The sequence below is a fragment of the Bradyrhizobium sp. LM2.9 genome (assembly GCF_054056555.1).
Window position 1 is genome coordinate 3,923,112 of sequence record NZ_JBSRYJ010000002.1, and the last position, 24,208, is coordinate 3,947,319.

Sequence of the window (24,208 nt, forward strand, 5' to 3'; positions counted from 1 at the left end):
TCCAAATTAGCCGGGAATTCCGATCCGCTTGATTTCCCAGTGTAGCTCAATTCCGGAATTTGCCTTCACCCGTTCACGCACGGTCTCGCCCAGCGTCTCGATGTCGTGCGCGGTGGCGTCACCCGTGTTGATCAGGAAATTGCAGTGCATCTCGGAGACCTTAGCCCCGCCGACGCGCAAACCGCGGCAGCCGGCGGCATCGACCAGCTTCCAGGCGGAATGGCCTTGCGGATTCTTGAAGGTCGAACCGCCGGTCTTTTCGCGGATCGGTTGCGCGGTCTCGCGATGGGACTGCACCTCCGCCATGCGCGCGCGGATCGCCTCGGCATCCCTGATCTCGCCGCGGAAACCCCCGGAGGTGAAGATGATGGAGGGATCGACGCCGCTGTTGCGGTAGACGAACTTCATGTCGGCATTGGAGAAGACGTGCTTCGTGCCGTCGCGCCCGACGCCTCGCGCCTCGATCAACACGTCCTTGGTCTCACCGCCATTGGCGCCCGCATTCATGCGCAGCGCCCCGCCGATCGTGCCGGGAATGCCGAAGTAGAATTCGAGCCCGCCGATATTGGCGGAAGCGGCGACTTCCGCCACGCGCTTGTCGAGCGCGGCGGCTCCAGCTGTGACGACATCGCCACTCGCGCTCGCCTCGCCAAAGGCGCGCGGCGTCAGCCGGATCACCACGCCCGCTATGCCGCCGTCGCGCACGATCAGGTTGGAGCCGACGCCGACGACGTAGACGGGAATGTCGCTTGCGAGATGCGCGAGGAAATAAGCGAGATCGTCCTCGTCCGCCGGCGTGAACAGCACCTGCGCGGGACCGCCGACGCGAAACCAGGTGAGCTCGGCGAGCGACTGGTTCGCGAGCAGCCGGCCGCGAAGTTTCGGCATCGCGGCTTTGAGAGTGGGGGTGATGTCGGGAAAGCTCACTGCCCTACCCCAGCGCCTTCAATTCGCCGGGGAGCGCATACGCCCATTGCGTGATGTTGCCGGCGCCCAGGCACACCACGAGATCGCCCGGCTTTGCGATTGCCTTGATGATGCCCGCAAGCTCCGGCGCCGCCGGCAGCGGAATCACCTCGCGGTGGCCGTGCGCGCGAAGGCCTGAGACGAAATGGTCGCGGTCGATGCCTTCGATCGGCGTCTCGCCTGCGGCATAGACCTCGGCGACGATCACCGCATCCGCATCATTGAAGCAGGTGCAGAATTCCTCGAACAGCGACTCCAGGCGGGTGTAGCGATGCGGCTGCACCACGGCGACGACCTTGCCGTTGGTGGACTCCCGCGCGGCCTTCAGCACCGCGGTGATCTCGACCGGATGATGGCCGTAATCGTCGATGACGGTGACGCCGTTCCATTCGCCGGTCTTGGTGAAGCGGCGCTTGACACCGCCGAAGCCGGCGATCGCCTTGCGGATCGCCTCGTCCGACACCCCGAGCTCGCGCGCGACCGCAATCGCGGCCGTCGCGTTGGAGGCATTGTGGCGTCCCGGCATCGGCAGCATGAGATCGGCGATCTCGTGCACGCGGCCGGTCTTGCGATCGCGGAACGCGACCTTGAACTTCGATCCGCCGCCCATCGGTGTCAGATCGACGAAACGCACGTCGGCCTGCGGATTCTCGCCATAGGTGATGATGCGGCGGTCCTCGATCTTGCCGATCAGGGTTTGCACCACGGGATGGTCGATGCACATCACGGCAAAGCCGTAGAACGGCAGGTTCTCGACAAAGCTTCGGAACGCGTCCTGCACGGCCTCGAACGTCTTGAAGTGATCGAGATGCTCGGGATCGACATTGGTGACGATCGCGACCTCGGTCGGCAGCTTCAGGAATGTGCCGTCGCTCTCGTCGGCTTCGACCACCATCCAGTCGCCCGCACCGAGACGCGCGTTGGAGCCATAGGCGTTGATGATACCGCCGTTGATCACGGTGGGATCGAGGCCACCGGCGTCGAGCAGCGTCGCGACCATCGTGGTCGTCGTGGTCTTGCCGTGGGTGCCGGCGATGGCGACACAGCTCTTCAGCCGCATCAGCTCGGCCAGCATCTCGGCGCGGCGCACCACGGGGATGCGCCGTTCGCGCGCCGCCATCAGTTCCGGATTGTCGCGCTTGATCGCGGTAGAGACCACGACGACCTCGGCGCCGTCGACGTTCTCCGCCTTGTGGCCGACCGAGACCTTCGCGCCGTTCTTGCGCAGACGGTCGAGATTGTAATTGTCGGACGCGTCCGAGCCCTGCACGGAATAGCCGAGATTGAGCAGCACTTCGGCGATGCCGCTCATGCCGATCCCGCCGATCCCGACGAAGTGGATGGGTCCGATCTCGCGCGGCAGTCTCATGCGTTGTTCCCTGACCTTGCCGCGCCCTGCAAGAGCGGCTCTGGCGATGGTCACGGCCAAATCAGCCGCGGGCCTTTCCTACTGGATGCCCCGCTTTAGAAGGCGAAGACAAGGGCTTTTTCGCGTCAGATTCCCGCAACTTTGACCACAAGATCCGCCAGCCGCTCGGCCGCGTCGAGCCGGCCGGCGCTGCGGGCGGCCTCGGCCATGGCGGCAAGATGCGCGGGCTCGGCGGCGAAGGCGGAGATCTCGGCGGCGAGGCGATCGGAGGAAAACTCGGTCTGCAGGATGCGGATCGCGCCATCGACCTTGGCCAGCACGCCGGCATTGGCGAACTGGTCCTGGTCGATCGCGCCGGGCAGCGGCACGAGGATCGAGGGCCGCCCGATCGCGGCGAGTTCGGCCACGGTGCCGGCACCGGAGCGCGACACCACCAGATGGTTGGAGGCGAGCCTTGCCGGCAGATCTGTGAAGAACGGCGCAAGCTCGGCATTGATCTTGAGCTTGTCGTAGACCGCGCGCACGCGCGCCATGTCCTCGTCGCGCACCTGCTGGGTGAGAACGAGCCGGCTCCACAACGCAGGCTCGAGGCGCTCGATCGCGCCGGGCACGATGTCGGCCATGATGCGTGCACCCTGGCTGCCGCCGACGACGAGCAGGCGCAGCGGGCCGTTCACTTCAGGCGCAGCATATGGCACGTCGGCTGCAGCGAGGATTGCCGGTCGCATCGGCGTTCCGACTGTCGTGGTCTTGCCGGATAGCGCCCGATCGCGGTCGAGCACGCCGGGCAACGACGTCGCGATGGCGCGGACGCGGCTCGACAGGAACCGGTTGGCGCGGCCGAGCACCGCATTGGCGTCATGGATGATGCCGGGCACGCCGGCGAATTTTGCCGCGACCAGCGGTGGCAGCGTCGGATAGCCGCCGAAGCCGACGACGGCGACCGGCTTCAATCGCTTGATCAGGCCGTAGGCGGACAGCGTGCCGGCGGCGAGCGTCAGGCCGGCATAGGCGAGCTGCAGCGGATATTGCGGCCGCGCGCGGTCTCGCTCGATACGACGTCGATCATGTCCTTGGTGAACAGCCCGCTGTAGCGCAGCGCGCGCTCGTCGGTGACGAGGCGGACACGGAAGCCGCGCCGGATCAATTCGACGCCGAGCGCCTCGGCCGGAAACAGATGGCCGCCGGTGCCGCCCGCGGCGAGAAGAATCAGGGGGGATTTGTCCATGGCGGGGAGTTTTACAGTGTCTCCCTCGCTATTGCGAGCGAGCCGGCCAGACTGCCTGATCCTCATCCTGAGGAGCGCATCTTCGCGCGTCTCGAAGGATGCAGGCCCGGCCGGTGGCCTCGCCCTTCGAGACGCCGCGCGTAGCGCGGCTCCTCAGGGTGAGGGTCACGCGTAGCTGCGCATCGCCTCGGCGTGGCCGCTCGCCTCGACCTCCGTGCGCGGGCGCAGCCGCGTCAGCGCCAGCATCATGCCTACGCCATAGGCCAGCGACACGATCGAGGAGCCGCCATAGGAGATGAACGGCAGCGTCATGCCTTTGGCGGGGATGAGCTGGAGGTTGACCGACATGTTAATCGCCGCCTGCACGCCGAACAGGATCGCAAGACCCGAGGCCGCAAAGCGCGAGAACATGTCCTCGTTGGCATAGGCGCGCGACAACGTGCGGATGACGACGAAGGCGAACAGCGCCAGCATCGCGAGGCACAGGATGATGCCGAACTCTTCGGCGGCGACCGCGAACACGAAATCTGTGTGGCTGTCCGGCAGGCTGCGCTTGGCGATGCCCTCGCCCGGTCCGAGCCCGAACCAGCCGCCGTTGTAGAAGGCTTCCATCGCGGTATCGACCTGGAAGGTGTCGCCGGAGGCCGGATTCATGAAGCGCTTGATGCGGCCGGCGACGTGGGGGACGAACAGGTAAGCACTGAACAGTCCGGCCGCTCCGAGCCCGGCAAGGCCGAACACCCAGATCATCCGCATGCCCGCGATGAAGAACAGCGAGCCCCACACCATCAGGATCAGCATGGTCTGGCCGAAGTCCGGCTCCATCACCAGGAGCGACACCAGCATCAAGAGCAGCACCAGCGCCATCGAGGTCGCCGGCATTTCCGGACGCTTGGTCGATTCCGCGAACAGCCAGGCCGCGATGACGACGAAGGATGGCTTGGCCACTTCAGAGGCCTGGATATTGACGCCGAGCAGCGTGATCCAGCGCCGCGAGCCCTTGACCTCAGGGCCGATCGCGAGCGTCAGCACGATCAGGATGATGCTGACCGTGAAGATGATCAGCGCGCTGCGGCGGATCGCGCGCGGCGACAGGAAGGAGACCCCGAGCAGCACGATGCAGGACGGCACCAGGAACAGCACGTGACGGCTGAAGAAGTGGAAGGGATCGAGGCCGATGCGGGTCGCAACCGGCGGGCTCGCCGCCAGCGACAGGATCACGCCGGTCAGCATCAGCGCCAGGATGGCGCCCATCAGCGGCTTGTCGACGGTCCACCACCACTCGGAAAAGGGGGTGCGTTCTTCACGGGAGAGCATGGCGGCCGCTTTCGGACAGAGGTCGGTCCATTGGTCGCCGAGGTTGGTTTACGGGGGGTTAATGAGATCGATGAACTTGTGGAGAGTCTCGTGCCCCGGACGCAGCGCAGCGCTCTAAGCGCGTTTACGCGCGTCTTCGACACGCTATGGCGGTGCGCTGCAGAGCCGGGGCCCATTGCGACTTCACGGTCCCGGCTCTGCGGAGCGTCACTTCGTGCCGCACCGCGTCCGGGACACGAGAGCTCCTACACCACCGGCTTCACACCCGGCAGCGCCTGCACCAATTCGCGGAACCTGGTGCCGCGAATTTCGAAGTTGCGGTACTGGTCGAAGGACGCGCAGGCGGGTGACAGCAGGACGACCGCGTCAGTGATGCCCGACATCTCCGCATCGCGCGCGGCATGCTCGACGGCGACGTCGAGAGTCTGACTGATCTCGTGCGGAACTTGCGTGCCGAGCGTGCCGGAAAACTCCGGTGCGGCCTCGCCGATCAGATAGGCCTTGCGGATGCGCGGGAAGTAGCCGGTGAGCCCAGTGATGCCGCCCGCCTTCGGCTTGCCGCCGGCGATCCAGAAGATATCGCCGAAGGACGACAGCGCATGCGCGGTGGCATCAGCGTTGGTGCCCTTGGAGTCGTTGACGAACAGCACATTGCCTCGGCGGCCGACCTGCTCCATGCGATGTGCAAGGCCCGGAAAGCTGCGCAGGCCGTTCTGAAGCACATCGAGGCTGATGCCCATCGCGAGCGCGGCGGCTGCGGCGCACGCCGCGTTCTGCGCATTGTGCAGGCCGCGCAGCGAGCCGATGCCGCCGAGTCTGGCAACTTCGCTGCGGGCGCCGCCCGAATTGCGCACAATGGTGCCGTGCTCGACATGGATGCCGCTCGCCAACGGGTTCTTGACGGAAATGCGCTCCACCTTCTTGCCTGCGCGATCGAGCCGGTCGGCGATGTCGCGGCAAAACCCGTCGTCGACACCGACGATCGCGGTGCCGCCGCCCTGCACACCGGCAACGAGGCGTTCCTTCACCGCGGCGTAATGCGCGATGGTGCCGTGACGGTCGATATGGTCCTCGCTGACATTGAGCAAAATGCCGACGGAGGGATCGAGCGAGGGCGTGAGGTCGATCTGGTAGGACGACATCTCGATGACGTGGACGCGGCCCATGCGCGGCGGCTCCAGCGACAGGATCGCAGTGCCGATATTGCCGCCCATCTGGGTGTCGTAGCCGGCAACTTTCGTCAGGTGCGCGATCAGCGCCGTGGTGGTCGACTTGCCGTTGGTGCCGGTGATGGCGACGAACGGCGCGTCCGGCGCGTTCCGCCGCCGCTCGCGGCAGAACAGCTCGATGTCGCCGATCACCTCGACGCCCACCTCGCGCGCCTTCAGCACGCTCCAATGCGGGACCGGATGTGTCAGCGGCACGCCGGGCGCGAGCACCAGCGCCGCGAAATTCGCCCAGGAGACGTTTCGCAAATCAGCGCGTGATGAAGCCCGCCTGCGCGGCCTTGGCGACGTTCTCGGCACTGTCGTCGGCGGCGATCACCTCGGCGCCGCCCGCTTTCAACGCGTGACAGGACGCGAGCCCCGAGCCGCCGAGGCCGAACACTGCGACCGTCTTGCCGGCAAAGGACGTCACGGGGATCATCGACCGGTCACCGCAGCTTCAAGGTCGACAGGCCCGCCAGCGCCAGCATCACCGAGATGATCCAGAAGCGAATCACGATCTGCGGCTCGGTCCAGCCGAGTTGCTCGAAATGGTGATGGATCGGCGCCATCCGGAAGATGCGTTTTCCGGTCATCTTGAACGACACCACCTGCACGATGACGGAGACCGCCTCCAGCACGAACAGGCCGCCGATCACCGCGAGCACGATCTCGTGCTTCACCGCCACCGCGATCGCACCCAGCATGCCGCCGAGCGCAAGCGAGCCGGTGTCGCCCATGAAGATCGAGGCCGGCGGCGCGTTGAACCAGAGGAAGCCGAGGCCGGCGCCCAGCAGCGCGCCGCAGAGCACCGCGAGTTCGCCGGTACCAGCGACATATTTGATCTGGAGATAATCGGCGAACACCGCGTTGCCGGCGAGATAGGCGATCATCGCAAAGCTCGCGGTCGCGATCATCACAGGCACGATGGCAAGGCCGTCGAGACCGTCGGTGAGGTTCACCGCGTTACCGGCGCCGACGATGACAAAGGCACCGAACACGATGAAGAACCAGCCGAAATGCAGCACGGTGTCCTTCAGGAAAGGAATCGTCAGCGCGGTCGACGCGGGATCGCGGTTCAGCCGCACCAGCGCATAGCAGGCGACCAGCGCGATGGCCGCCTCGATCAGCAGGCGAAGCTTGCTGCCGAAGCCCGTCGTGGTCTGCTTGGTCACCTTGAGATAATCGTCATAGAAGCCAACGAACCCGAAGCCGAGCGTCACTGCCAGCACGATCCAGACGTAGGGGTTGAGCGGATTGGCCCACAACACGGTGCCGACCGTGAGGCCGGACAGGATCATCAGCCCGCCCATGGTGGGCGTGCCTTTCTTGGCGAGATGCGATTGCGGGCCATCGGCCCGGATCGGCTGGCCCTTGCCCTGGCGGAGGCGCAGATGGTCGATGATCCAGGGCCCGAACAGGAACACGAACAGCGCGCCGGTGACGACCGCGCCGCCGGTGCGGAAGGTGATGTAGCGGAAGACGTTCAGGAAGGTGCGAACGGCACCGAAGCCCGGAAATGTGTTGGAGAGCTCGATCAGCCAGTAAAACATTCAGACGGTCCTATGGCGCTTTTCGCACGCGTTTTTGGCCGTGGTTATGGCCGTGTTCTTGGTATTGGACTCGACGTGCCTCACGCGCATTCGCTGGTCTTGATCATGGGGTCGGGCGACCTCTAAAGAAAACGGACGGTTTCGCGCCGCAAAGGGTGGGATTCGGGAGCAGCGCCTTCCAAGCAGTTTACGCCTTTGCCTGCAAGGCGGCCACTAGGCCCGGCACAAACTTGTTGACCCAGAACATCTTCTTGCTGCCCTTGACAACCACGACATCGCCTGCCCTCAGCAGATTTGCGACCTCGCCCGGCTTCAGCGTGACGGGATCGTCGTGCCAGCCGAGACCCTTGCCGGCGGGGAGCACCTCGAAGAGGTGACGCATCAGGGGCCCGACGCAATAGACGCCGTCGATGCCGTCGAGATGCTTGGCGAGGTCGGCGTGATAGCCTGGCGCGCCGTCGCCCAGTTCCAGCATATCGCCGAGCACCGCAATGCGGCGGCCGCTTGTCATGTTGCGCGCCTGAAGGCTTTGCAGCGCAGCAGCAACGCTGGCCGGGTTGCCGTTGAAACTGTCGTCGATCACGGTGACGCCGACGACCGCCTGCTCGACGCCGCGGCCGGTCATGATGCCGACGCGGTCGAGCTTGGTCGCAAGCGTCGCCGCATCGAGGTTCGCCGCACGAATCGAAGCGAGCGCGGCCAGCGCATTTTGCACGCGGTGCGGCGCGCCCGGCGTCAGGCTGAAGGCGATCTCCTTCTTGCCGAGCGCGGCCACGACCTGCCAGCTGTCGCCATGCGGCGCGTGCGCGACCTCGTGCACCTCGGTTTTCTCGCCGAAGCGTGCGACCTTGCCCTTCCAGTCCGGCGCCTTGATCCCGGCGGGCAGCACCAGCACGCCGTCCGAGGACAGACCGAGGGCGATCGACACCTTCTCGCGGCGGATGGCTTCGAGCGAGCCGAGCTTCTCGAGATGCACCGGCTGGACGTTGACGACGAGCGCAACCGTCGGCCGCGTCAGTTCGCTGAGCCGCGCGATCTCGCCGGTCTGGTTCATGCCCATCTCGACGACCCAGAGACTGGCATCGGGCCGCGCATTGCACAGCGTCAGCGGCACGCCCCAGAAATTGTTGAAGCTCGCCGGGCTGGCATAGGCGCCGGGATAGGCGGCCAGAAACTCCTTGGTGCTGGTCTTGCCGGCGCTGCCGGTGAGCCCGATCACCGGCCCTTTGAAGCGTGCGCGTGCGGCACGCGCAAGACCCCAGAGACCGTCGATCAGCGTGTCCTTGACGACGATCTGGGGAATGCGGATGCCGGCGATCTGGTACGGCACGATCATCGCGACCGCGCCGGAAGCTTCCGCCTTGTCCGCGAACTCCCAACCATCACGCGCGCTGGCGAAGGCCGAGATGAAGCCGCCACTCGGCGTGCCACTCAGCGCGACGAACAGGCTGCCCGGTTTCACCAGCCGGCTGTCCTGGGTGACGACATCGATCGGCGTGTCCGGGAATGATCCGGCAGCGCCCAGCGCATGTGCCACTTCAGCCACCGTCCATATTGGCGCGCTCATGGAATCCTCGACGCTAGTGCGGCGGCGACCGCCTCGTGATCGCTGAAGGGCAAAATCTCTCCGCCGACGATCTGCCCGGTCTCGTGTCCCTTGCCGGCGATGAGCAGCGCATCGCCCTCTTCCAATTCCTCGATCGCAATGCGGATCGCCGCGGCGCGGTCGCCGATTTCGCGCGCGCCCTTGGCGGCCGCGAGGATCTCGGCGCGGATGGCCTCCGGCTTCTCGCTGCGCGGATTGTCGTCGGTGACGATGATTCCGTCCGCGTTGTCAGCCGCGATCTCGCCCATGATCGGACGCTTGCCGGCATCGCGGTCGCCGCCGGCGCCGAACACGACGATCAGCCTGCGCCTGGCGTAGGGACGCAACGCCTGCAGCGCCTTCGCCAGCGCATCGGGCTTGTGCGCGTAATCGACAAAGATCGGCGCGCCATTGCGTTCGCCGACGCGCTCCAACCGACCCTTGGCGCCTTCGAGATGCTCCAGGCTTGCAAACACATTTGCGGCGTCGCTGCCGGTGCCGATGGCAAGGCCGGCCGACACCAGCGCGTTCTCGATCTGGAATTCGCCGACCAGCGGCAGCCGGATCGCATAGCGGTTGCCGCGATGCTCGAGCGCGAGCACTTGCGAAAACCCTTCGACTTCGGCACCAGCGAGACGAATGCCCTCGCCTGCCCCGTCGCCGTTGCGACCGACCGCCATCACGCGCAAGCCGCGCGACTTCGCAGCACTGATCGCCTCTGCCGAGCAATCATGATCGGCCGAAATCACCGCCGCGCCTCCAGGCTGAACCAGCTCGCGGAACAGGCGCAGCTTGGCCGCGAGGTAATGCGCGACGGTCGGATGATAATCCATGTGGTCGCGCGAGAGATTGGTGAAGCCGCCGGCGGAAACGCGCACGCCGTCGAGGCGATACTGATCGAGCCCGTGCGAGGACGCCTCAAAGGCGAGATGCGTGACGCCCTCGCGCGCGATCTCGTCGAGCTGCCGGTGCAGCGCGATCGGATCGGGCGTCGTCAGCGAGCCGTAGACGGTGCGCTTGGGTGAAACGAGGCCGATGGTGCCGATGCTGGCGGAGGCATGCCCGAGCCGCTCCCAGATCTGGCGCGTGAACGCCGCGACCGAGGTCTTGCCGCTGGTGCCGGTCACCGCCGCGATGGTCGCGGGCTGCGTCGGAAAAAAACTTGCCGCGGCCAACGCCAGCGCACGGCGCGGATTGGCGACAGTGATGAACGGCACCTTGTCAGCCGCCGGCGCATGGTCGCCGACCACCGCCACCGCGCCTGCGGCAATCGCGGCATCGATGAAGCGCGCACCGTCGGTCTTGCTGCCCGCAAGTGCGAAGAAGAGATCGCCCGGCTTGACCACGCGGCTGTCGAGGGCAACGCCGTTCACATCGAGCGCCGCGACAGCGGGCTCGAGTGCGGCATCATTGCCCAGAACATCCTGACCTAGGAGGTCGCGCAGCTTCATGGTCTTCCAGTCGACATGCCGCACCGGAGCGCCGAATCTTCAGGGAAATCCCGACTCAGCGGCGGCAACGGCCCACCCGGTTGATTACTGGGTTGTCCTGGATGCTGCAAGAATAAGGCGCTCGGACGGCGGCAGGTCGAACCGCGGCTCGATGCCCAGAAGCGGCGCGATCCGCTCGATCACCTTGCCGCCGGTCGGCACCGCGTTCCAACCGGAGGTGATGAAACCCTTCGTTTCCGGAATCGCCTGCGGCTCGTCCAGCATGATCAGGATCTGATATTTCGGGTCGTCGCAGGGCATGATCGCGGTGAAGGAGTTGAGCACGCGCTTCTTGGCATAGCGGCCGTTGATGACCTTTTCGGACGTGCCGGTCTTGCCGCCGACGTAGTAACCCTTGACGTCGGCGGTCTTGGCGGTGCCGATTTCGGCATTGAGCCGCATCAGGAACCGCATCTTGTCGCTGGTGTCCTGCTTGATCACGCGTTTCGCCATCGCCGCCGCTTCGGACTCCGTGCGCTTCATGAAGGTCGGCGGAATCAAATAGCCGCCGTTCACCAGCGCGTTGATGCCCATCACCGCCTGCAGTGGCGCCACCGACATGCCCTGGCCGAACGCGATGGTGACCGTGTTCAGCTCGCCCCAGCGTCGCGGTATCAGCGGAGCCGCGCTCTCCGGCAGCTCGGTGCGCAGCCGGGTCAACTGGCCCATCTTGGCGAGGAACGCCTTGTGCGCCTCGACGCCCTGGCCGAGCGCGATCCGCGCGGCACCGATGTTGGACGAGAACGTGAACACTTCCTTGGTATTGATGAAACGTCCGAGCGAATGGCTGTCATGGATGGTGAACTTGCCGTAGTGCAGGTTTCCCCGTGCATCCCACATCGAGTTCAGGTTGATCTTGCCGGAATCGAGCGCCATCGCCAGCGTGAACGCCTTGAAGGTCGAGCCCATCTCGTAGACGCCGGTGGTCAGGCGATTGATGCGGTCGGGGTCGTGCGCTTCCTTCGGATTGTTGGGATCGAAGTCCGGAAGGGAGACCATCGCCACGATCTCGCCGGTCTTGACGTTGGAGACGATGCCGGAGGCGGCCTTGGTGTGGTACTTCTCCTTGGCCTTCAGGAGTTCGTCGCGCAGGGCGTGCTCGACGCGCAGATCGACCGAGAGCTCGATCGGCTTTTGCAGCCGGTCGGTGGCAAAACCTGCGCGGTGGAGATCGGCCAGCCCTTGATTGTCGAGCCACTTCTCCATGCCGGCGATGCCCTGGTTGTCGATGTTGACGAGACCGATGAGGTGGGCGACCTCGTTGCCGGTCGGATAGACGCGCTTGTTCTCGCGCAGGAAGCCGATGCCGGGAATGCCGAGCTTGTGGATGTCCTGCTGCTGCTTCGCCGTGATCTCACGCTTGAGCCAGACGAAGCCCTTGCGCGACGACAGGCGCTCGCGAACCTCGACCTCGTCGAGGTCGGGCACGGTGGCGGTCAGGAGCTCGATCGCCTCATCCTTGTCGATGATGCGGCGCGGCTCCCCGAACAGGCTCGACGCTTTGACGTCGGTCGCGAGGATCGCGCCGTTGCGATCGATGATGTCGGGCCGCGCGGTCGCGACCACCTCCTGCGCCGCGGCGCGGCGCGCGCCGTGGGCGTCGGCGCCGATCGCGAACATCACGAGCCGGCCGCCGATCAGGGCGTAGACCGCGACGAAGGCGAGCATCGCCAGGCCGACGCGCGCGCGTGCCTTTGCGGCGCGATCGACGTTGCGCCCATAAAGCAGGCTGCGGATCAGCCGCTGCCGCCAGGGCTCAGTCGGCTTTGCTGCAGGTTTGGCCGGGGTCACAGCACTCATTGCTTGTCCTCGGACTGAGGCACGGAGCCCGTCACCGTGTCGGGATCGCTCGCGGCTTCGATGGTGTTGAGCATGGCGCCGATCGGATCCGGCTCGCCCGGCCTGAACATCCGCGGCGGACGCTCGGGCAGGTTCTTCAGTGAATCGTACTGCGTGCCGTTGACCGGCTTGAGCTGCAGATGCCGGTCCGACAGGCCTTGCAAGCGCAGGGGCGCGTCGAGCTTGGCCCATTCGGAGCGGAGCGCCGCGATGGCGTCGCGCTGCTCGCGAATTTCGGCATGCAGCCGCAGCACCTTTTCGGTGCGCGCCGTGGAGTCCATCTTGATCCGGTAGACATAGGCCGCCGCAAAGACCAGCGCGCCGATGACGAGGAGGTGGATGAAGCGCATGCGCTAGCCACCTCTCATGACGTCGGAGAGTTTTGGCCAGGGCGATTGCTCGCCATCGTCATGCGCAGGCGCCGAGGTGCGCTCGGCGGCGCGCAGTTTTGCAGACCGCGCGCGCGGGTTCTGCGCGACCTCGTCTTCGCCTGCGATCACCGGCCGCCGTGTCAAAAGCTGGAAGCTGGGCACAGCCTGCGACACTTCCGGCAGATGCCGTGAGCCGCCACCGGTCTTGCTACGCTCGGCCAGAAAATTCTTGACGATGCGGTCTTCCAGCGAATGGAACGAGACGACCACGAGGCGACCGCCGGGCTTGAGCACACGCTCCGCCGCGGCAAGCGCGGTCTGAAGCTCTTCGAGCTCTTCGTTGACGAAGATGCGCAGGGCCTGGAACGTCCGCGTCGCCGGGTGAATATCGCCGGGCTTGGAACGAACCACCCTGCCGACGAGATCGGCGAGCGCGCGCGTGGTCGTGAACGGCGTCTCCTGCCGGTCCGCGACGATGGCGCGGGCAACGCGGCGCGAATGCCGCTCTTCGCCGAGGAGATAAATGATGTCGGCGAGATCGCCTTCGGAGGCACGCGCCACGACATCGGCTGCGGTCGGTCCCGCCTGCCCCATCCGCATGTCGAGCGGACCTTCCAGACGGAAGGAGAAGCCGCGGCCGGCCTGGTCGAGCTGCATCGAGGATACCCCGACGTCCATCACGACGCCGTCGACGCCATCGACGCCTTGAGCCGCGCAGACCTCGGCGAGGTTGGAGAAGCGATCTTCAACGAGCGTCAGCCGGCCCGCGGAGCGTTCGACCAGCTCGGCGCCGCCTGCGATTGCGGTGCGGTCGCGGTCGATCGCGATCAGGCGGGTTCCCGGCACGTCGAGAATCGCGCGGCTGTAGCCGCCGGCACCGAAGGTCGCGTCGACATAAAGGCCGCCTTCGCGCGGGGCGAGGTAGTCGACAGCCTCGCGGCCAAGAACGGGGATGTGCGGAGCCGAGTTCATGCGCCAAGCCTGCCGAGCGCCCCGCCGGACGTCCATGCGAGATCGGGGACGAACAAGCTCATAACGCCTCGCATGATTCCGCGTCGCGGCGGTTCCACGACCCAACCCCCGTCCAGCATGGTTACCGAGCCCGGTGACCCTGAGCCGCCAACCCAGCATTCCCAGTGGAATTTGTCGGGCAGCCATGGGATTTCAAGCCAAAATACGCTTTGGCCGCCTCCGGACACGGGTCGGCTCTTCATCTCTCAGTAACGGCCCTTAGCGTTAAGAAAGCGTTGATCGGCTCGTGACAAGTCGAAAAGCTGACGCGACGGTGATGCTGCATCCACACACATGCGCCAAAATGCACCCGTTAACCCCGTCTCCCGATTGCGCACGGTGGAGGGTAAAGGAATAGTAAAGAGAAGGGCTTGGCCCACTCTCTGTCTGTCTTGAGCTGTTTATGTCGTCCGGTTCGTCCACGCCGTCTGGATCTGATTCGAAGCGTCAACGCGTTCTCCCGGTTCCCAAGGCCGCGGCGAACATGCGGACGTTCGAGCCGGATTCCTCGATCGTCTCCGACATCATCCCCTCACCGAACCATGGCGACCGCAACAAGGGCCGGCAGCCCGATATGATCGTGCTGCACTACACCGGCATGCCCGACGTCGAAGGTGCATTGGCGCGGCTCTGCTCCGCGGGCACCGAGGTGTCGGCGCACTACGTCGTGCTGGAAGACGGCCGTATCGTGCAATGTGTGCCGGAGGCCAGGCGCGCCTGGCATGCCGGCGTTTCGTCCTGGGGCGGCCAGGATGACATCAACTCCTGCTCGATCGGGATCGAGATCGTCAATCGCGGCCATGACTGGGGCTATCCGGAATACCCGCTGCGCCAGATCGCCGCCGTGATCGCGCTGTGCCGCGGCATCATGCTCCGTCGCAAGGTGCCCGCGCACCGGGTGCTCGGCCATTCCGACGTCGCGCCCGCGCGCAAGAAGGATCCCGGCGAAAAATTTCCGTGGCATTCGCTGGCCAATTCAGGCGTCGGCCACTGGGTCACGCCCGCGCCGGTCGTGCGCGGCGAGAGCCTGATGCTCGGCACCATCAGCGACGAGGTGTTGAGCCTGCAGCAGGCGCTCGCCAGATACGGCTACGGCGTTCCCTTGACCGGCAAATACGACGCCGGGACGATGGAAGTCGTCACCGCGTTTCAGCGGCACTTCCGGCCGGCGCGACTGGATGGAGTCGCGGATCACTCCACCCTGTCGACCTTGCAGGCGCTGTTGGGGAGTCTCCCTCAGGAGGCAACGACCATCGCGACGAAGTGAGGGCGACTGCCACACACCCCGTCATTGCGAGCGAAGCGAAGCAATCCAGACTGCCTCCGCGGAAGCAGTCTGGATTGCATCGTCGCAAGTGCTCCTCGCAATGACGGAGTATGAGGCAGGAACTACTCCATCTCCCTCATCCTTCGCGCATATAGCCGTCGCAGCGGCTCCAACTGCGTCGCGTCCGTCGCCGCGCGATAGGCCTGGCGCGCCTCCTCATTCCGGCCAAGCCGCCGCAACAGATCCGCCCGCACCGCCGGCAACAGCTCGTAGCCATCGAGCCCGCCTCGGGCGGCGATCGCATCCACCAGATCGAGCGCGCGTGCCGGCCCGTCGACCATCGACACCGCCGCCGCGTGATTCAGTTCGACCACCGGCGACGGGTTGATACGCAGCAGGACCTCGTAGAGCCCGGCAATCTGCGGCCAGTCGGTCTGCTCATAGCTCGGCGCACGCGCATGCAGTGCGGCGATCGCGGCTTGTACTGCATAGGGCTGCGGCCGGCCGGGCACGCGTAGCGCGTCGTCCACCATACGCAGGCCCTCCTCGATCTGTGCACGGTCCCACCGTGAGCGGTCCTGCTCTTCCAGCAGCACGATATCGCCGGCGGCGGTCTCACGCCCGGCGCGGCGCGCATCGTGCAGCAGCATCAGCGCCAGCAGGCCCTTGATGCCGGTCCGATCGGGTAGCAGACGATCGAGCAAACGGCCGAGCCTGATAGCCTCGGCCGCGAGATCGGGCCGCATCAAATCCGCACCCGACGTCGCCACATAGCCTTCGGTGAACACGAGATAGATCACGGCGAGTACACCGTCGAGCCGCGGCACCAGCGTGTCGCGCTCGGGCACCTCATAGGGGATGCCGGCGAGCCTGATCTTCTGCTTGGCGCGGACGAGACGCTGCGCCATCGCCTCCTCACTGACAAGGAAGGCGCGCGCCACCTGCGCGGTGGAGAGCCCGCAGACGGTGCGCAGCGTCAGCGCGACCTGGACCTCGGGCGCGAACGCGGGATGGCAGCAGGTGAAGATCAGCCGCAGCATGTCGTCGTCGAGCATCGCCGACGGCTCGTCGGTCGCCTGCGCGTTGAGCTCGAGCTCGTGCACAAGTGCCTGCTGCTTGCCGCGGAAGACGGCCTGCCGGCGAATCCGGTCGATCACCTTGTGCTTGGCGACATTGACCAGCCAGGCGCGCGGGTTGTCGGGAAGCTCGCCCGCCGGCCAGTGCTCCAGCGCAACCGCGAAAGCGTCCTGGAGCGCATCCTCGGCGAGATCGAAATCGCCGACGAGGCGGATCAGCGTGGCCAGCGCCCGCCCCGCCTCGTCGCGGAAGATTTTGTCGATCTCGGACAGTGTCATGCGCCGATGCGCGGCTGCGCCATCACTTGTCGTAGACCCAGATCGGCCGCACCTCGATCGAACCGATGCGCGCCGACGGAATCCGGGACGCGATCTCGATCGCAGTATCGAGATCCTTGGCCTCCACGAGGTAATAGCCGCCGAGTTGCTCGCGCGTTTCGGCGAACGGGCCGTCGGTCGTCAGCGTCTTGCCGTCGCGCACGCGGACCGTCGTCGCGGTCGTGGTCGGCTGCAACCGGTCGCCGGCCTTGAAATTGCCGCTCTGGATGATGCCTTGCGTGAAGGCCTGGTATTCGCTCATCATCTTCTGGGCCGTGGCAGCGTCGTTCTTCGCGTATTCGACCTCGTTCTGGTAGATCATCAGCAGATACTGCATCGCTTCACTCCTGTGTGTTCGGGGGATCACCGACATCCAGTCGAACGAGCCAGACCCCAAACGACATGTTCAGGATAAATTATCTGAAGGTCGCGTGCGCGGCGATATCGGCTTGACGGAACCGTCGCAAATGCTCCATGCGTAAGCCGTCAGTCGGCCGGACGGCCGCTCCGGCAAGTGCCGAAAGGCCGCCGGGGAGGAAAGTCCGGGCTCCCTTGACATACGGTGCCGGATAACGTCCGGCGGGGGCGACCCCAGGGAAAGTGCCACAGAGAACGAACCGCCCGCCTTCGCCCCTAACGGGACTGTGGCGTGACAAGCCCGCAAGGCTCGCCACGCCGAAGCAGCGCAAGCTGCATAGGCGGGTAAGGGTGAAAAGGTGCGGTAAGAGCGCACCGCGGCTCCGGCAACGGCGCCGGCATGGTAAACCCCACCGGGAGCAAAACCGAATAGGGACGGCGTAGCGGGCTGTTCGCGAAAGCGATAACGCCGCGGGGCGATGTCAGGCCCGCCGTCCGGGTAGGTTGCTCGAGGCCATGTGCAAACATGGTCCCAGAGGAATGGCCGTCACGTATCGTTCGCGCAAGCGGACGATGCCTTACAGAACCCGGCTTACAGGCCGGCTGATATTCTAAAGCGTTTTCGAGCAGAAGAAAACGTGTCTACCAAGAAGTGACGAGGGGTTCGATGCTGATCGCATCGGGCCCCTCACCATTTTGGGCTCGCTATCCGACGATCTCTTGCAACACCGCCATCAGCGCCTCTGGCGCCGTGACGTTCGGTGTAGCGGCCAGTCGCGCGCTGTAAACGCTACGGCCCCGAGGCCGCGCGCGTATCCGCTTTCACGAAGACGGGTGCAAGCTGACCGGCCTCGCGCCGCAGCTTGCCCGGCTCAAAACCGTGCATGCCGATCTGCCATTGCAGCCCGACGATGGCGCCCTTTGTCGGTTGCAGCAGCGCGAGCGAAGCGAACAGCGTCACAGGCAGCCAAACCGCCAGTTGCAACCAGACTGCCGGCGCATAGGCGGTCTCGACCACGAGGATCGCCGGGACCACGAGATGGCCGACGACGACCATCACGAGATAGGCCGGAAAATCATCGGCGCGCTGGTGAAACAGCTCCTCGCCGCAATGGTCGCAGGCGTCAGCCACTTTCAGGAAACGGCCGAACGCATGCCCTTCGCCGCAATTCGGGCATTTGCCCACGAAACCGCGCCACATCGCTTTCGTGAGAGAGACTGAACCGGTTGCCATGACAGCACCTCTTCCTTTCCGCTGATCCATACAATACTATCTTGTATCCATACATTCAAAGGATATGGGCTCAAATTGCATGGATTGGACCCCTACAATCTCGGAGCTGAATGGCCCGCGTTATCAACGCATCGTCGATACCATGGAGGCCGACATCGCCGCCGGCCGCCTCGTACGCGGGCAGCAACTCCCGACGCAGCGCGCCCTCGCAAAAGCGCTCGGCATTGACCTCACCACGGTGACGCGCGCCTACACCGAGGCGCGGCGCCGCGGCATCATGGAAGCCCGGGTCGGTCAGGGCTCGTTCGTGTCGGAGACCAGCGTGCGCCGCGCGGTCGATCTGCCGCATCCCGTCGCGATCGACCTCGCGATGAACGTGCCGCCGCATCCGCTCGAAGCGCAGCTGGACGAGCGAATCATCGCAGGGCTCGAGGCCATCCGCGCGCAATCGGGCCTGACCGCGCATCTCAACTACCAGCCGCCCGGCGGCAGCGGCCATGAGCGCGCGGTCGCAGCGCGCTGGATGCGCGCACGCGTTCCGCACGCACATGCCGACAAGCTCGTGATCTTTCCCGGTACGCAGACGATCCTATTCAACCTGCTCGCCCATCTCGCCAGGCCCGGCGACGTGGTGCTGACGGAGGCCCTCACCTTCCCCGGCATCAAGGCCGCCGCGGCGCGGCTCGGCGTCAAGCTCGTCGGCATCGCCATGGATGACGGCGGCGTCCTGCCTGACGCGCTGGCGAAAGCGTGTCGCGCGCATAAGCCGAAAGCGGTCTACCTCATTCCGACGCTGCACAACCCAACCACCGCGACGCTTCTCCCCGAGCGCCGCAGCGCCATCGCAAGGATCATCAGCGATGCCGATACGATGCTGATCGAGGATGACGCCTACGGTCTGCTCGACCGCTCCGCATTGCCGATCGCCAATCTCATTCCGGAGCGGACATATCTGGCGACCACGCTGTCAAAGTGCATCGCGCCGGCGCTACGGGTGGCCTATCTGGTGACGCCCGACGAGAGCTCCCAGCAGGAAATGCGCAACTATTTGCAGGCGACCGTGCAGATGCCGGCGCCGCTGATGGTCGCGCTGGTGACGCATTGGATCGAGACCGGCATCGCCGATCGCATCATCACCGCCATTCGCAACGAGGCGATCGGCCGCCAGCAGCTCGCACAGCGGACGTTGAAGGGTTTTCAATTTCTGGCCAAGTCGGCAGCTCATCATCTATGGCTGCGGCTGCCGGAGGGCCGCCCCGACGTCGCGGCGCATCTGTTGCGAAATGGTCTCGCCATCGTCGCCGGCGAGGCCTTCACCGTCGACGGGACCACGCCGCACGCGGCACGCGTCTCGCTTGGCGCAGCGCGCAACAGAGCGGAATTGACCGAAGCGCTGCGCATCCTGGTCGGCGCGCTGCACAGGCCGGCCGACACCCGGCAGATCGTCTAGCAATACTTATCGATGCTGGCGGCGATGGTGGGAGCGAACAGCCGGCGCGACGAGGGACGGATAGGCCGCATAGGCCTCGCTCGGCGCAACGGTCTCGCCACGGGCCCCGCGCGCGGCCGGCGTGAGCTGGCCGCCGTTCAGAACATCGCGGTCCGGATGGGCAGCCTGATAGGCCGCAGGCTCGGAAAACTGCGCCTGCGCGATTGTCGGCATCAAGGCCGCCGCCGACAATAGCGCGGCTGCAACGGCGATCTTCGTGCGGGTCATCGTTCTTCTCCATAATCTCGTTCGGGTGACCGGGCAATCGAACCGCATGATCGCGTCGGGCGGGCCCCCACATTGCAGAGGACATGTAGGCCTGTCTTTCGCGAACGCCCGCCGTCGGGGATCACGCTTGCGTGCAGTTTTGAAATTGACCGGCATAGCCGCAGCTGTGCTATGCGAGCGATGGCGATCAACAGTTCGGGATCGCCCAGATAACAGGGACAATCGGTTGGATACGCTCACCTACGCGCTGCTGCTGTTCGGCGCACTGGCCGGAGGCTTCGTCTCGGGCCTTGCCGGATTCGGCACGGCGCTGATGGCGCTCGGCATCTGGCTCTACGTGCTGCCGCCGTCGCTCGCGGTGCCCCTGGTGCTGATCTGCTCGGTGATCGCGCAGAGCTCGACACTGCCGTCGATGTGGAAGAGTTTTGATCTCTCGCTGGTCTGGCCGTTCCTGATCGGAGGACTGATCGGCGTGCCGCTGGGCACCATGCTGGTCGCCTCCGCCGATCCAAAAGTGTTCAAGCTGAGCGTCGGCGTGCTGCTGCTGATCTTCTCGAGCGCGCTGTACCTCAACAAGAAGCCGCTCGCCATTGCCTTCGGCGGTCGGATCGCCGACGGCGCGATCGGCTTTGCCGGCGGCATTCTTGGCGGTCTGGCCGGATTGTCGGGCCCGCTGCCAATCCTGTGGGCCAACATCCGCGGCTGGAACAAGCACGAGCGGCGCGGCATCTTCCAGCTGTTCAATTTCACGGTGCTCGCCACCGCTTTGGTGTTGCAGACGGCCTCGGGCCTTGTTGAGTTCAAGGTCGTCTGGCTCGCGGTGGTCGCATTTCCGGGCACGCTGATCGGCGCATGGGCCGGCGCACGCGTCTATCACGCATTGAGCGACAAGCATTTTGGCGATGTCGTGCTCGGTCTGTTGTTCCTGTCGGGCCTCGGCCTCGTCTGGAACAGTTTTGGCACGCACTAAGTCCGCATTTTCTTCCGGGAACAAGCGATCGCTACGCGGGCGCACGTGCAGGAGACGGCACGGGTTCGGGTGCAGCCTGCTCTGGAGCCTCCTCTTGCACCACCAGGCGCTTCCCGAATTCGCGGCGTAGCAGCCACAAGCTCAGGCCCGCCTGCAACGTGGTTGCCGCGATCGACAGGTACCAGACGTACTCCATCCGAAAGCCCGGCCGCGTCGACAGCCAGATCGCCGGCAGCGAATAGGTGAACACGCGCGTTGCCGAGCTCCACAACACCGGCTTGGTATTGCCGAGGCCCTGGAACATGCTCGAGCAGGTGAAGATCAGGCCCTGCGCCACCATGTTGAGCGAGATGATCCGCAGGAACAGGAAAGCGACCTCCATGGTCTCGCGATCGTTCGAGAAGCCGGCGAGCAGGAGCTGCGGCTTCGACTGAGCAAGGCACATGAAGCCGAGCATCACGGCACTGGTGATCAGCGCCGCCTTGACGAAGGTTTCGCGCACGCGCTCGCCTTTTCCGGCGCCCATGTTCTGGCCGGCGATCGGCCCGGCGGCGAGCGCAATCGCAAGCGCCGGCATCTGGATCAGGCCCAGCACACGTTGTCCGATCCCGAAACCCGCCTGCGCCGCCGCGCCGAAATCGCGCAGCACGAAATAGACCACCGCCATGAGGATGAACATCATCGCGAACTCGCCACCGGCGGGCAGACCGACGTTGAGAATGCGCTTCAGATGGTGCGCCTGCGGACGCCACTGCGCCGGATTGAAGGCGACATAGCGCTCGACCTTGCGGAAATACGCAAGCAGCATCACGACGCCGATCAACACCGCGATCGAACTCGCCAGCCCCGCCCCGGCAACGCCGAACGCATGGCCCGTGCCCCAGCCCAAAATTAGGACCGGCGCCAGCGCGATATTGATGACCACCGCAAGCGCCTGCACCAGCATGGCGGGACGTACGATGCCGGTGGCCCGCAGCGCGGATCCCATCACCTGGGTCGCGAACTGCAGCGCGAGCGCCGGCATGAACCACAACAGATACGTGGTCCCCGCCTCGATCGTGGCTTGATCCGCGGCAACCGAACGCATGTAGGCGCGCGACAGCGCGGCGCCCGCGACCAGGGTCAACAAGCCGAACAGCACCGACAGCACGATCGCCTGGTTGAAGATCAAATTGGCATCGGGCCGATCCCTGCGACCCACCGCATGCGCGATCAGCGCCACCGAGCCGACGCCGAGCACCTGCATCAGCGCGTTGACGAGAAAGCCGGCATTGCCGGCCGCCGCTACGCCCGCAACCGCGGCATCGCCCAAGCCCGAGACGAAGTACAGATCGACCAGCTGGCAGAGCATGATCGTGATCATGCCCACCATGATCGGCGGTGCCATGGCCAGGATGTGCTTCGCGACGGAGCCGTTGGTCAGGTCTTTCATGTCATCCCACCTTTGACGACGCGGCCTCCGGATCTTCGTCCGCCGGCCGCGCGTCATTCATTCCGCTGCTGCGAGATGTCCGAGCTCCACCACCTGGCGCTCGAACAGGCCGCGATAAATGCCGTCTGGCTTGGCCGCGAGCTTGGCATGCGTGCCTTGCTCGACGATCTCGCCGCGGTCGAACACCAGGATCCGATCCATGCTCCGCACCGTCGACAGCCGGTGCGCGATCACGATCGAGGTCCGGCCCCTCATCAGCCGCTCCATCGCTTGCTGGATCAGCGCCTCCGATTCCGAATCGAGGCTTGATGTCGCCTCGTCCAGGATCAGCACCGGCGCGTCCGCCAGGAACGCGCGCGCCAGCGCCACGCGCTGCCGCTCGCCGCCCGAGAGTTTGACGCCGCGCTCGCCGACAAGCGTGCCGTAGCCCTTCGGCAGGCGCAGGATGAAGTCGTGCGCATTCGCCAGCCTCGCCGCCTGCTCGATCGCCTCCACGCTGGCCTCTGGCCGGCCATAGGCGATGTTCTCGGCGAGCGAGCGGTGAAACAGGATCGGGTCCTGCTGCACGATCGCGATCTGGCTGCGGAGCGATTGCTGCGTGGCCAGCGCGATGTCCTGCCCGTCGATCAGCACGCGACCATCGGTGACGTCGTAGAGCCGCTGCACCAGCTTGACGAGGGTGGTCTTGCCGGAGCCGGAGCGGCCGACGAGGCCGACGCGTTCGCCGGCGCGGATTGTGACCGACAGTCCGTCGTAGAGCGGCGCGCGATGGCCGCCATAATGGAACGTGACGCCGTCGAACACGATCTCGCCGCTCTCGATCGCAATCGGCCGCGCGTCCGTCGCATCCGCAATCCCGATTGGCTCGTCATGGATCGCCACCAGCTCCTCCATGTCGTTGACCGAGCGCTGGAGGTTGTTGATGTGCATTCCGACGTCGCGCAAATAGGCGTGGATGACGTAGTAGCTCGTCAGCACATAGGTGACGTCGCCGGGCGAGGCATGCCCGGACATCCACAGCAGCACCGCGCCGCCGATCACGGAGGCGCGCAAGACCAGCAGCAGCGAGAGCTGCGCCACGGCGGTGGTGTTGTAGCGAAGCCAGGTCCGCCGCACGCGCACGCGCCAGCGGTTGATGACGCGGCCAAGCCGCGCATCCTCGCGCGCTTCGGCGCCGAAGGATTTCACCACGGCGTTGCAGGTCAGCGCATCCGCCAGTGTGCCGCCGACCTTGGTGTCCCAGGCGTTGGAGACGCGCGCGGCCGGCGCGATGTAGCGCGTCGAGAACAGCACCGTCATCGTGACATAGACCAGCGCGCCGAGCGCGATCACCCCGCCGAGCGAGGCCCAGTGCACGCCGAGCAGGACCATCGACCCGATCAGCACGACCAGCGAGGGCAGCAGCGCCAACAGGACGGTGTCGTTCAACAGGTCGAGCGCCCACATGCCGCGCGTGATCTTGCGCACGGTCGAGCCGGCGAACGAGTTGGCGTGCCAGTCGGTCGAGAAGCGCTGCACGCGCATGAACGCGTCCTGCGCGACCTCGGACATGATCTTCAGCGTGAACGGCACGATCACCTGCAGTCCTGCGAGCCGCAGCACCATCGAGGCCGCGCCGAGCGCCACGATGGCGCCGAACGCGACCAGCGCCGCGTGACGCGCATCGGAATCCGACGGACCGCGCGTCAGGGCATCGATCAGGTGCCCCGAGAATACCGGCATGAACAAGTCGGCGGCGGTCGCGCCCAGCAGGCTGCCAACGACGACAAGCGTACGCCCCGGCTGCTTCAGCCAGTGCCGGAACACGAAGGGCAGCACGACGCGTATCGCTGCGGGCTTTTTTGACAGAGCGGTCATGGCATCATCCGGCCGCTTTTGGCGCAGGCCGGCTCCATTGATGGAC

Annotated in this window: 18 protein-coding genes, 1 other RNA gene and 2 pseudogenes; 4 read left to right on the forward strand and 17 right to left on the reverse strand. The window is 65.6% G+C overall.

The genetic code is table 11. The annotated features are described in order from the left end of the window. Positions 1-6: 6 nt before the first annotated feature. From murB to rsmH, 11 genes and pseudogenes are all read right to left on the reverse strand, one after another. Complete coding sequence (murB, locus tag ACVWW3_RS20610) at positions 7-927, reverse strand: UDP-N-acetylmuramate dehydrogenase (protein ID WP_247442547.1); 921 nt, start codon at positions 925-927, stop codon at positions 7-9. Positions 928-931: 4 nt separating this feature from the next. Continuing rightward, entirely contained in the window at positions 932-2,335 is a 1,404-nt protein-coding gene (murC, locus tag ACVWW3_RS20615) for a UDP-N-acetylmuramate--L-alanine ligase (RefSeq protein WP_456648841.1), read from the reverse strand. Between the two features lie 125 nt (positions 2,336-2,460). Further along, positions 2,461-3,563 (reverse strand): annotated as a pseudogene (murG, locus tag ACVWW3_RS20620) (undecaprenyldiphospho-muramoylpentapeptide beta-N-acetylglucosaminyltransferase). Between the two features lie 165 nt (positions 3,564-3,728). Further along, complete coding sequence (ftsW, locus tag ACVWW3_RS20625) at positions 3,729-4,880, reverse strand: putative lipid II flippase FtsW (protein WP_456648839.1); 1,152 nt, start codon at positions 4,878-4,880, stop codon at positions 3,729-3,731. Between the two features lie 245 nt (positions 4,881-5,125). Next, positions 5,126-6,527 (reverse strand): annotated as a pseudogene (gene murD, locus ACVWW3_RS20630) (UDP-N-acetylmuramoyl-L-alanine--D-glutamate ligase). A 7-nt stretch (positions 6,528-6,534) separates the two neighbouring features. Further along, positions 6,535-7,638, reverse strand: a complete 1,104-nt coding sequence (gene mraY, locus ACVWW3_RS20635; protein ID WP_247347744.1) for a phospho-N-acetylmuramoyl-pentapeptide-transferase — start codon at positions 7,636-7,638, stop codon at positions 6,535-6,537. A 187-nt stretch (positions 7,639-7,825) separates the two neighbouring features. Then, complete coding sequence (locus ACVWW3_RS20640) at positions 7,826-9,205, reverse strand: UDP-N-acetylmuramoyl-tripeptide--D-alanyl-D-alanine ligase (RefSeq protein ID WP_456672096.1); 1,380 nt, start codon at positions 9,203-9,205, stop codon at positions 7,826-7,828. Then, positions 9,202-10,674 (reverse strand): UDP-N-acetylmuramoyl-L-alanyl-D-glutamate--2,6-diaminopimelate ligase, encoded by a 1,473-nt coding sequence (locus tag ACVWW3_RS20645; protein WP_456649782.1) that lies wholly within the window; start codon positions 10,672-10,674, stop codon positions 9,202-9,204. The genes ACVWW3_RS20640 and ACVWW3_RS20645 overlap by 4 nt, the downstream gene beginning before the upstream one ends. A gap of 84 nt (positions 10,675-10,758) precedes the next feature. Then, entirely contained in the window at positions 10,759-12,513 is a 1,755-nt protein-coding gene (locus ACVWW3_RS20650; protein WP_247347748.1) for a peptidoglycan D,D-transpeptidase FtsI family protein, read from the reverse strand. Further along, a complete protein-coding gene (gene ftsL / locus ACVWW3_RS20655; protein WP_456648837.1) occupies positions 12,510-12,902 on the reverse strand; it encodes a cell division protein FtsL in 393 nt (130 codons plus the stop codon). Before ftsL ends, ACVWW3_RS20650 begins: the two co-directional genes overlap by 4 nt. 3 nt (positions 12,903-12,905) lie before the next feature. Beyond that, a complete protein-coding gene (gene rsmH / locus ACVWW3_RS20660) occupies positions 12,906-13,895 on the reverse strand; it encodes a 16S rRNA (cytosine(1402)-N(4))-methyltransferase RsmH (RefSeq protein ID WP_456648836.1) in 990 nt (329 codons plus the stop codon). A gap of 523 nt (positions 13,896-14,418) precedes the next feature. Between rsmH and ACVWW3_RS20665 the strand changes: the two genes are divergently transcribed. Then, on the forward strand, positions 14,419-15,201 hold the full coding sequence (locus tag ACVWW3_RS20665; protein WP_354049286.1) for an N-acetylmuramoyl-L-alanine amidase: 783 nt from the start codon (positions 14,419-14,421) through the stop codon (positions 15,199-15,201). A 122-nt stretch (positions 15,202-15,323) separates the two neighbouring features. Here the strand turns inward: ACVWW3_RS20665 and ACVWW3_RS20670 are convergent, their stop codons facing one another. After that, positions 15,324-16,556, reverse strand: a complete 1,233-nt coding sequence (locus tag ACVWW3_RS20670; RefSeq protein WP_456648835.1) for an RNA polymerase sigma factor — start codon at positions 16,554-16,556, stop codon at positions 15,324-15,326. 22 nt (positions 16,557-16,578) lie between these two features. Then, on the reverse strand, positions 16,579-16,932 hold the full coding sequence (locus ACVWW3_RS20675; protein ID WP_247347753.1) for a YciI family protein: 354 nt from the start codon (positions 16,930-16,932) through the stop codon (positions 16,579-16,581). A gap of 149 nt (positions 16,933-17,081) precedes the next feature. Between ACVWW3_RS20675 and rnpB the strand changes: the two genes are divergently transcribed. Continuing rightward, positions 17,082-17,563: RNase P RNA component class A (gene rnpB, locus ACVWW3_RS20680), an RNA gene on the forward strand. Between the two features lie 179 nt (positions 17,564-17,742). On the opposite strand, the gene ACVWW3_RS20685 is transcribed toward rnpB, so the two are convergent. Further along, positions 17,743-18,216 carry a DUF983 domain-containing protein gene (locus ACVWW3_RS20685; protein ID WP_456648834.1) on the reverse strand — a complete coding sequence of 158 codons (474 nt, stop codon included), beginning with the start codon at positions 18,214-18,216 and terminating at the stop codon, positions 17,743-17,745. Positions 18,217-18,265: 49 nt separating this feature from the next. Here ACVWW3_RS20685 and ACVWW3_RS20690 point away from each other — a divergent pair, with 49 nt between their 5' ends. Then, positions 18,266-19,636, forward strand: a complete 1,371-nt coding sequence (locus tag ACVWW3_RS20690; protein ID WP_456648833.1) for an aminotransferase-like domain-containing protein — start codon at positions 18,266-18,268, stop codon at positions 19,634-19,636. A gap of 6 nt (positions 19,637-19,642) precedes the next feature. Here the strand turns inward: ACVWW3_RS20690 and ACVWW3_RS20695 are convergent, their stop codons facing one another. Then, the gene (locus ACVWW3_RS20695; RefSeq protein WP_456648832.1) at positions 19,643-19,903 is read right to left on the reverse strand and encodes a hypothetical protein; all 261 of its coding nucleotides are present in this window, start codon (positions 19,901-19,903) and stop codon (positions 19,643-19,645) included. A gap of 226 nt (positions 19,904-20,129) precedes the next feature. Between ACVWW3_RS20695 and ACVWW3_RS20700 the strand changes: the two genes are divergently transcribed. Beyond that, positions 20,130-20,873, forward strand: coding sequence for a sulfite exporter TauE/SafE family protein (locus ACVWW3_RS20700; protein ID WP_247442581.1), 744 nt, complete (start codon positions 20,130-20,132; stop codon positions 20,871-20,873). Positions 20,874-20,904: 31 nt separating this feature from the next. Here the strand turns inward: ACVWW3_RS20700 and ACVWW3_RS20705 are convergent, their stop codons facing one another. Together ACVWW3_RS20705 and ACVWW3_RS20710 are read right to left on the reverse strand one after the other, a co-directional pair. Next, complete coding sequence (locus ACVWW3_RS20705) at positions 20,905-22,305, reverse strand: MATE family efflux transporter (protein ID WP_456648831.1); 1,401 nt, start codon at positions 22,303-22,305, stop codon at positions 20,905-20,907. A 57-nt stretch (positions 22,306-22,362) separates the two neighbouring features. Then, positions 22,363-24,162 (reverse strand): ABC transporter ATP-binding protein, encoded by a 1,800-nt coding sequence (locus ACVWW3_RS20710; RefSeq protein WP_456648830.1) that lies wholly within the window; start codon positions 24,160-24,162, stop codon positions 22,363-22,365. Positions 24,163-24,208 lie beyond the last annotated feature (46 nt).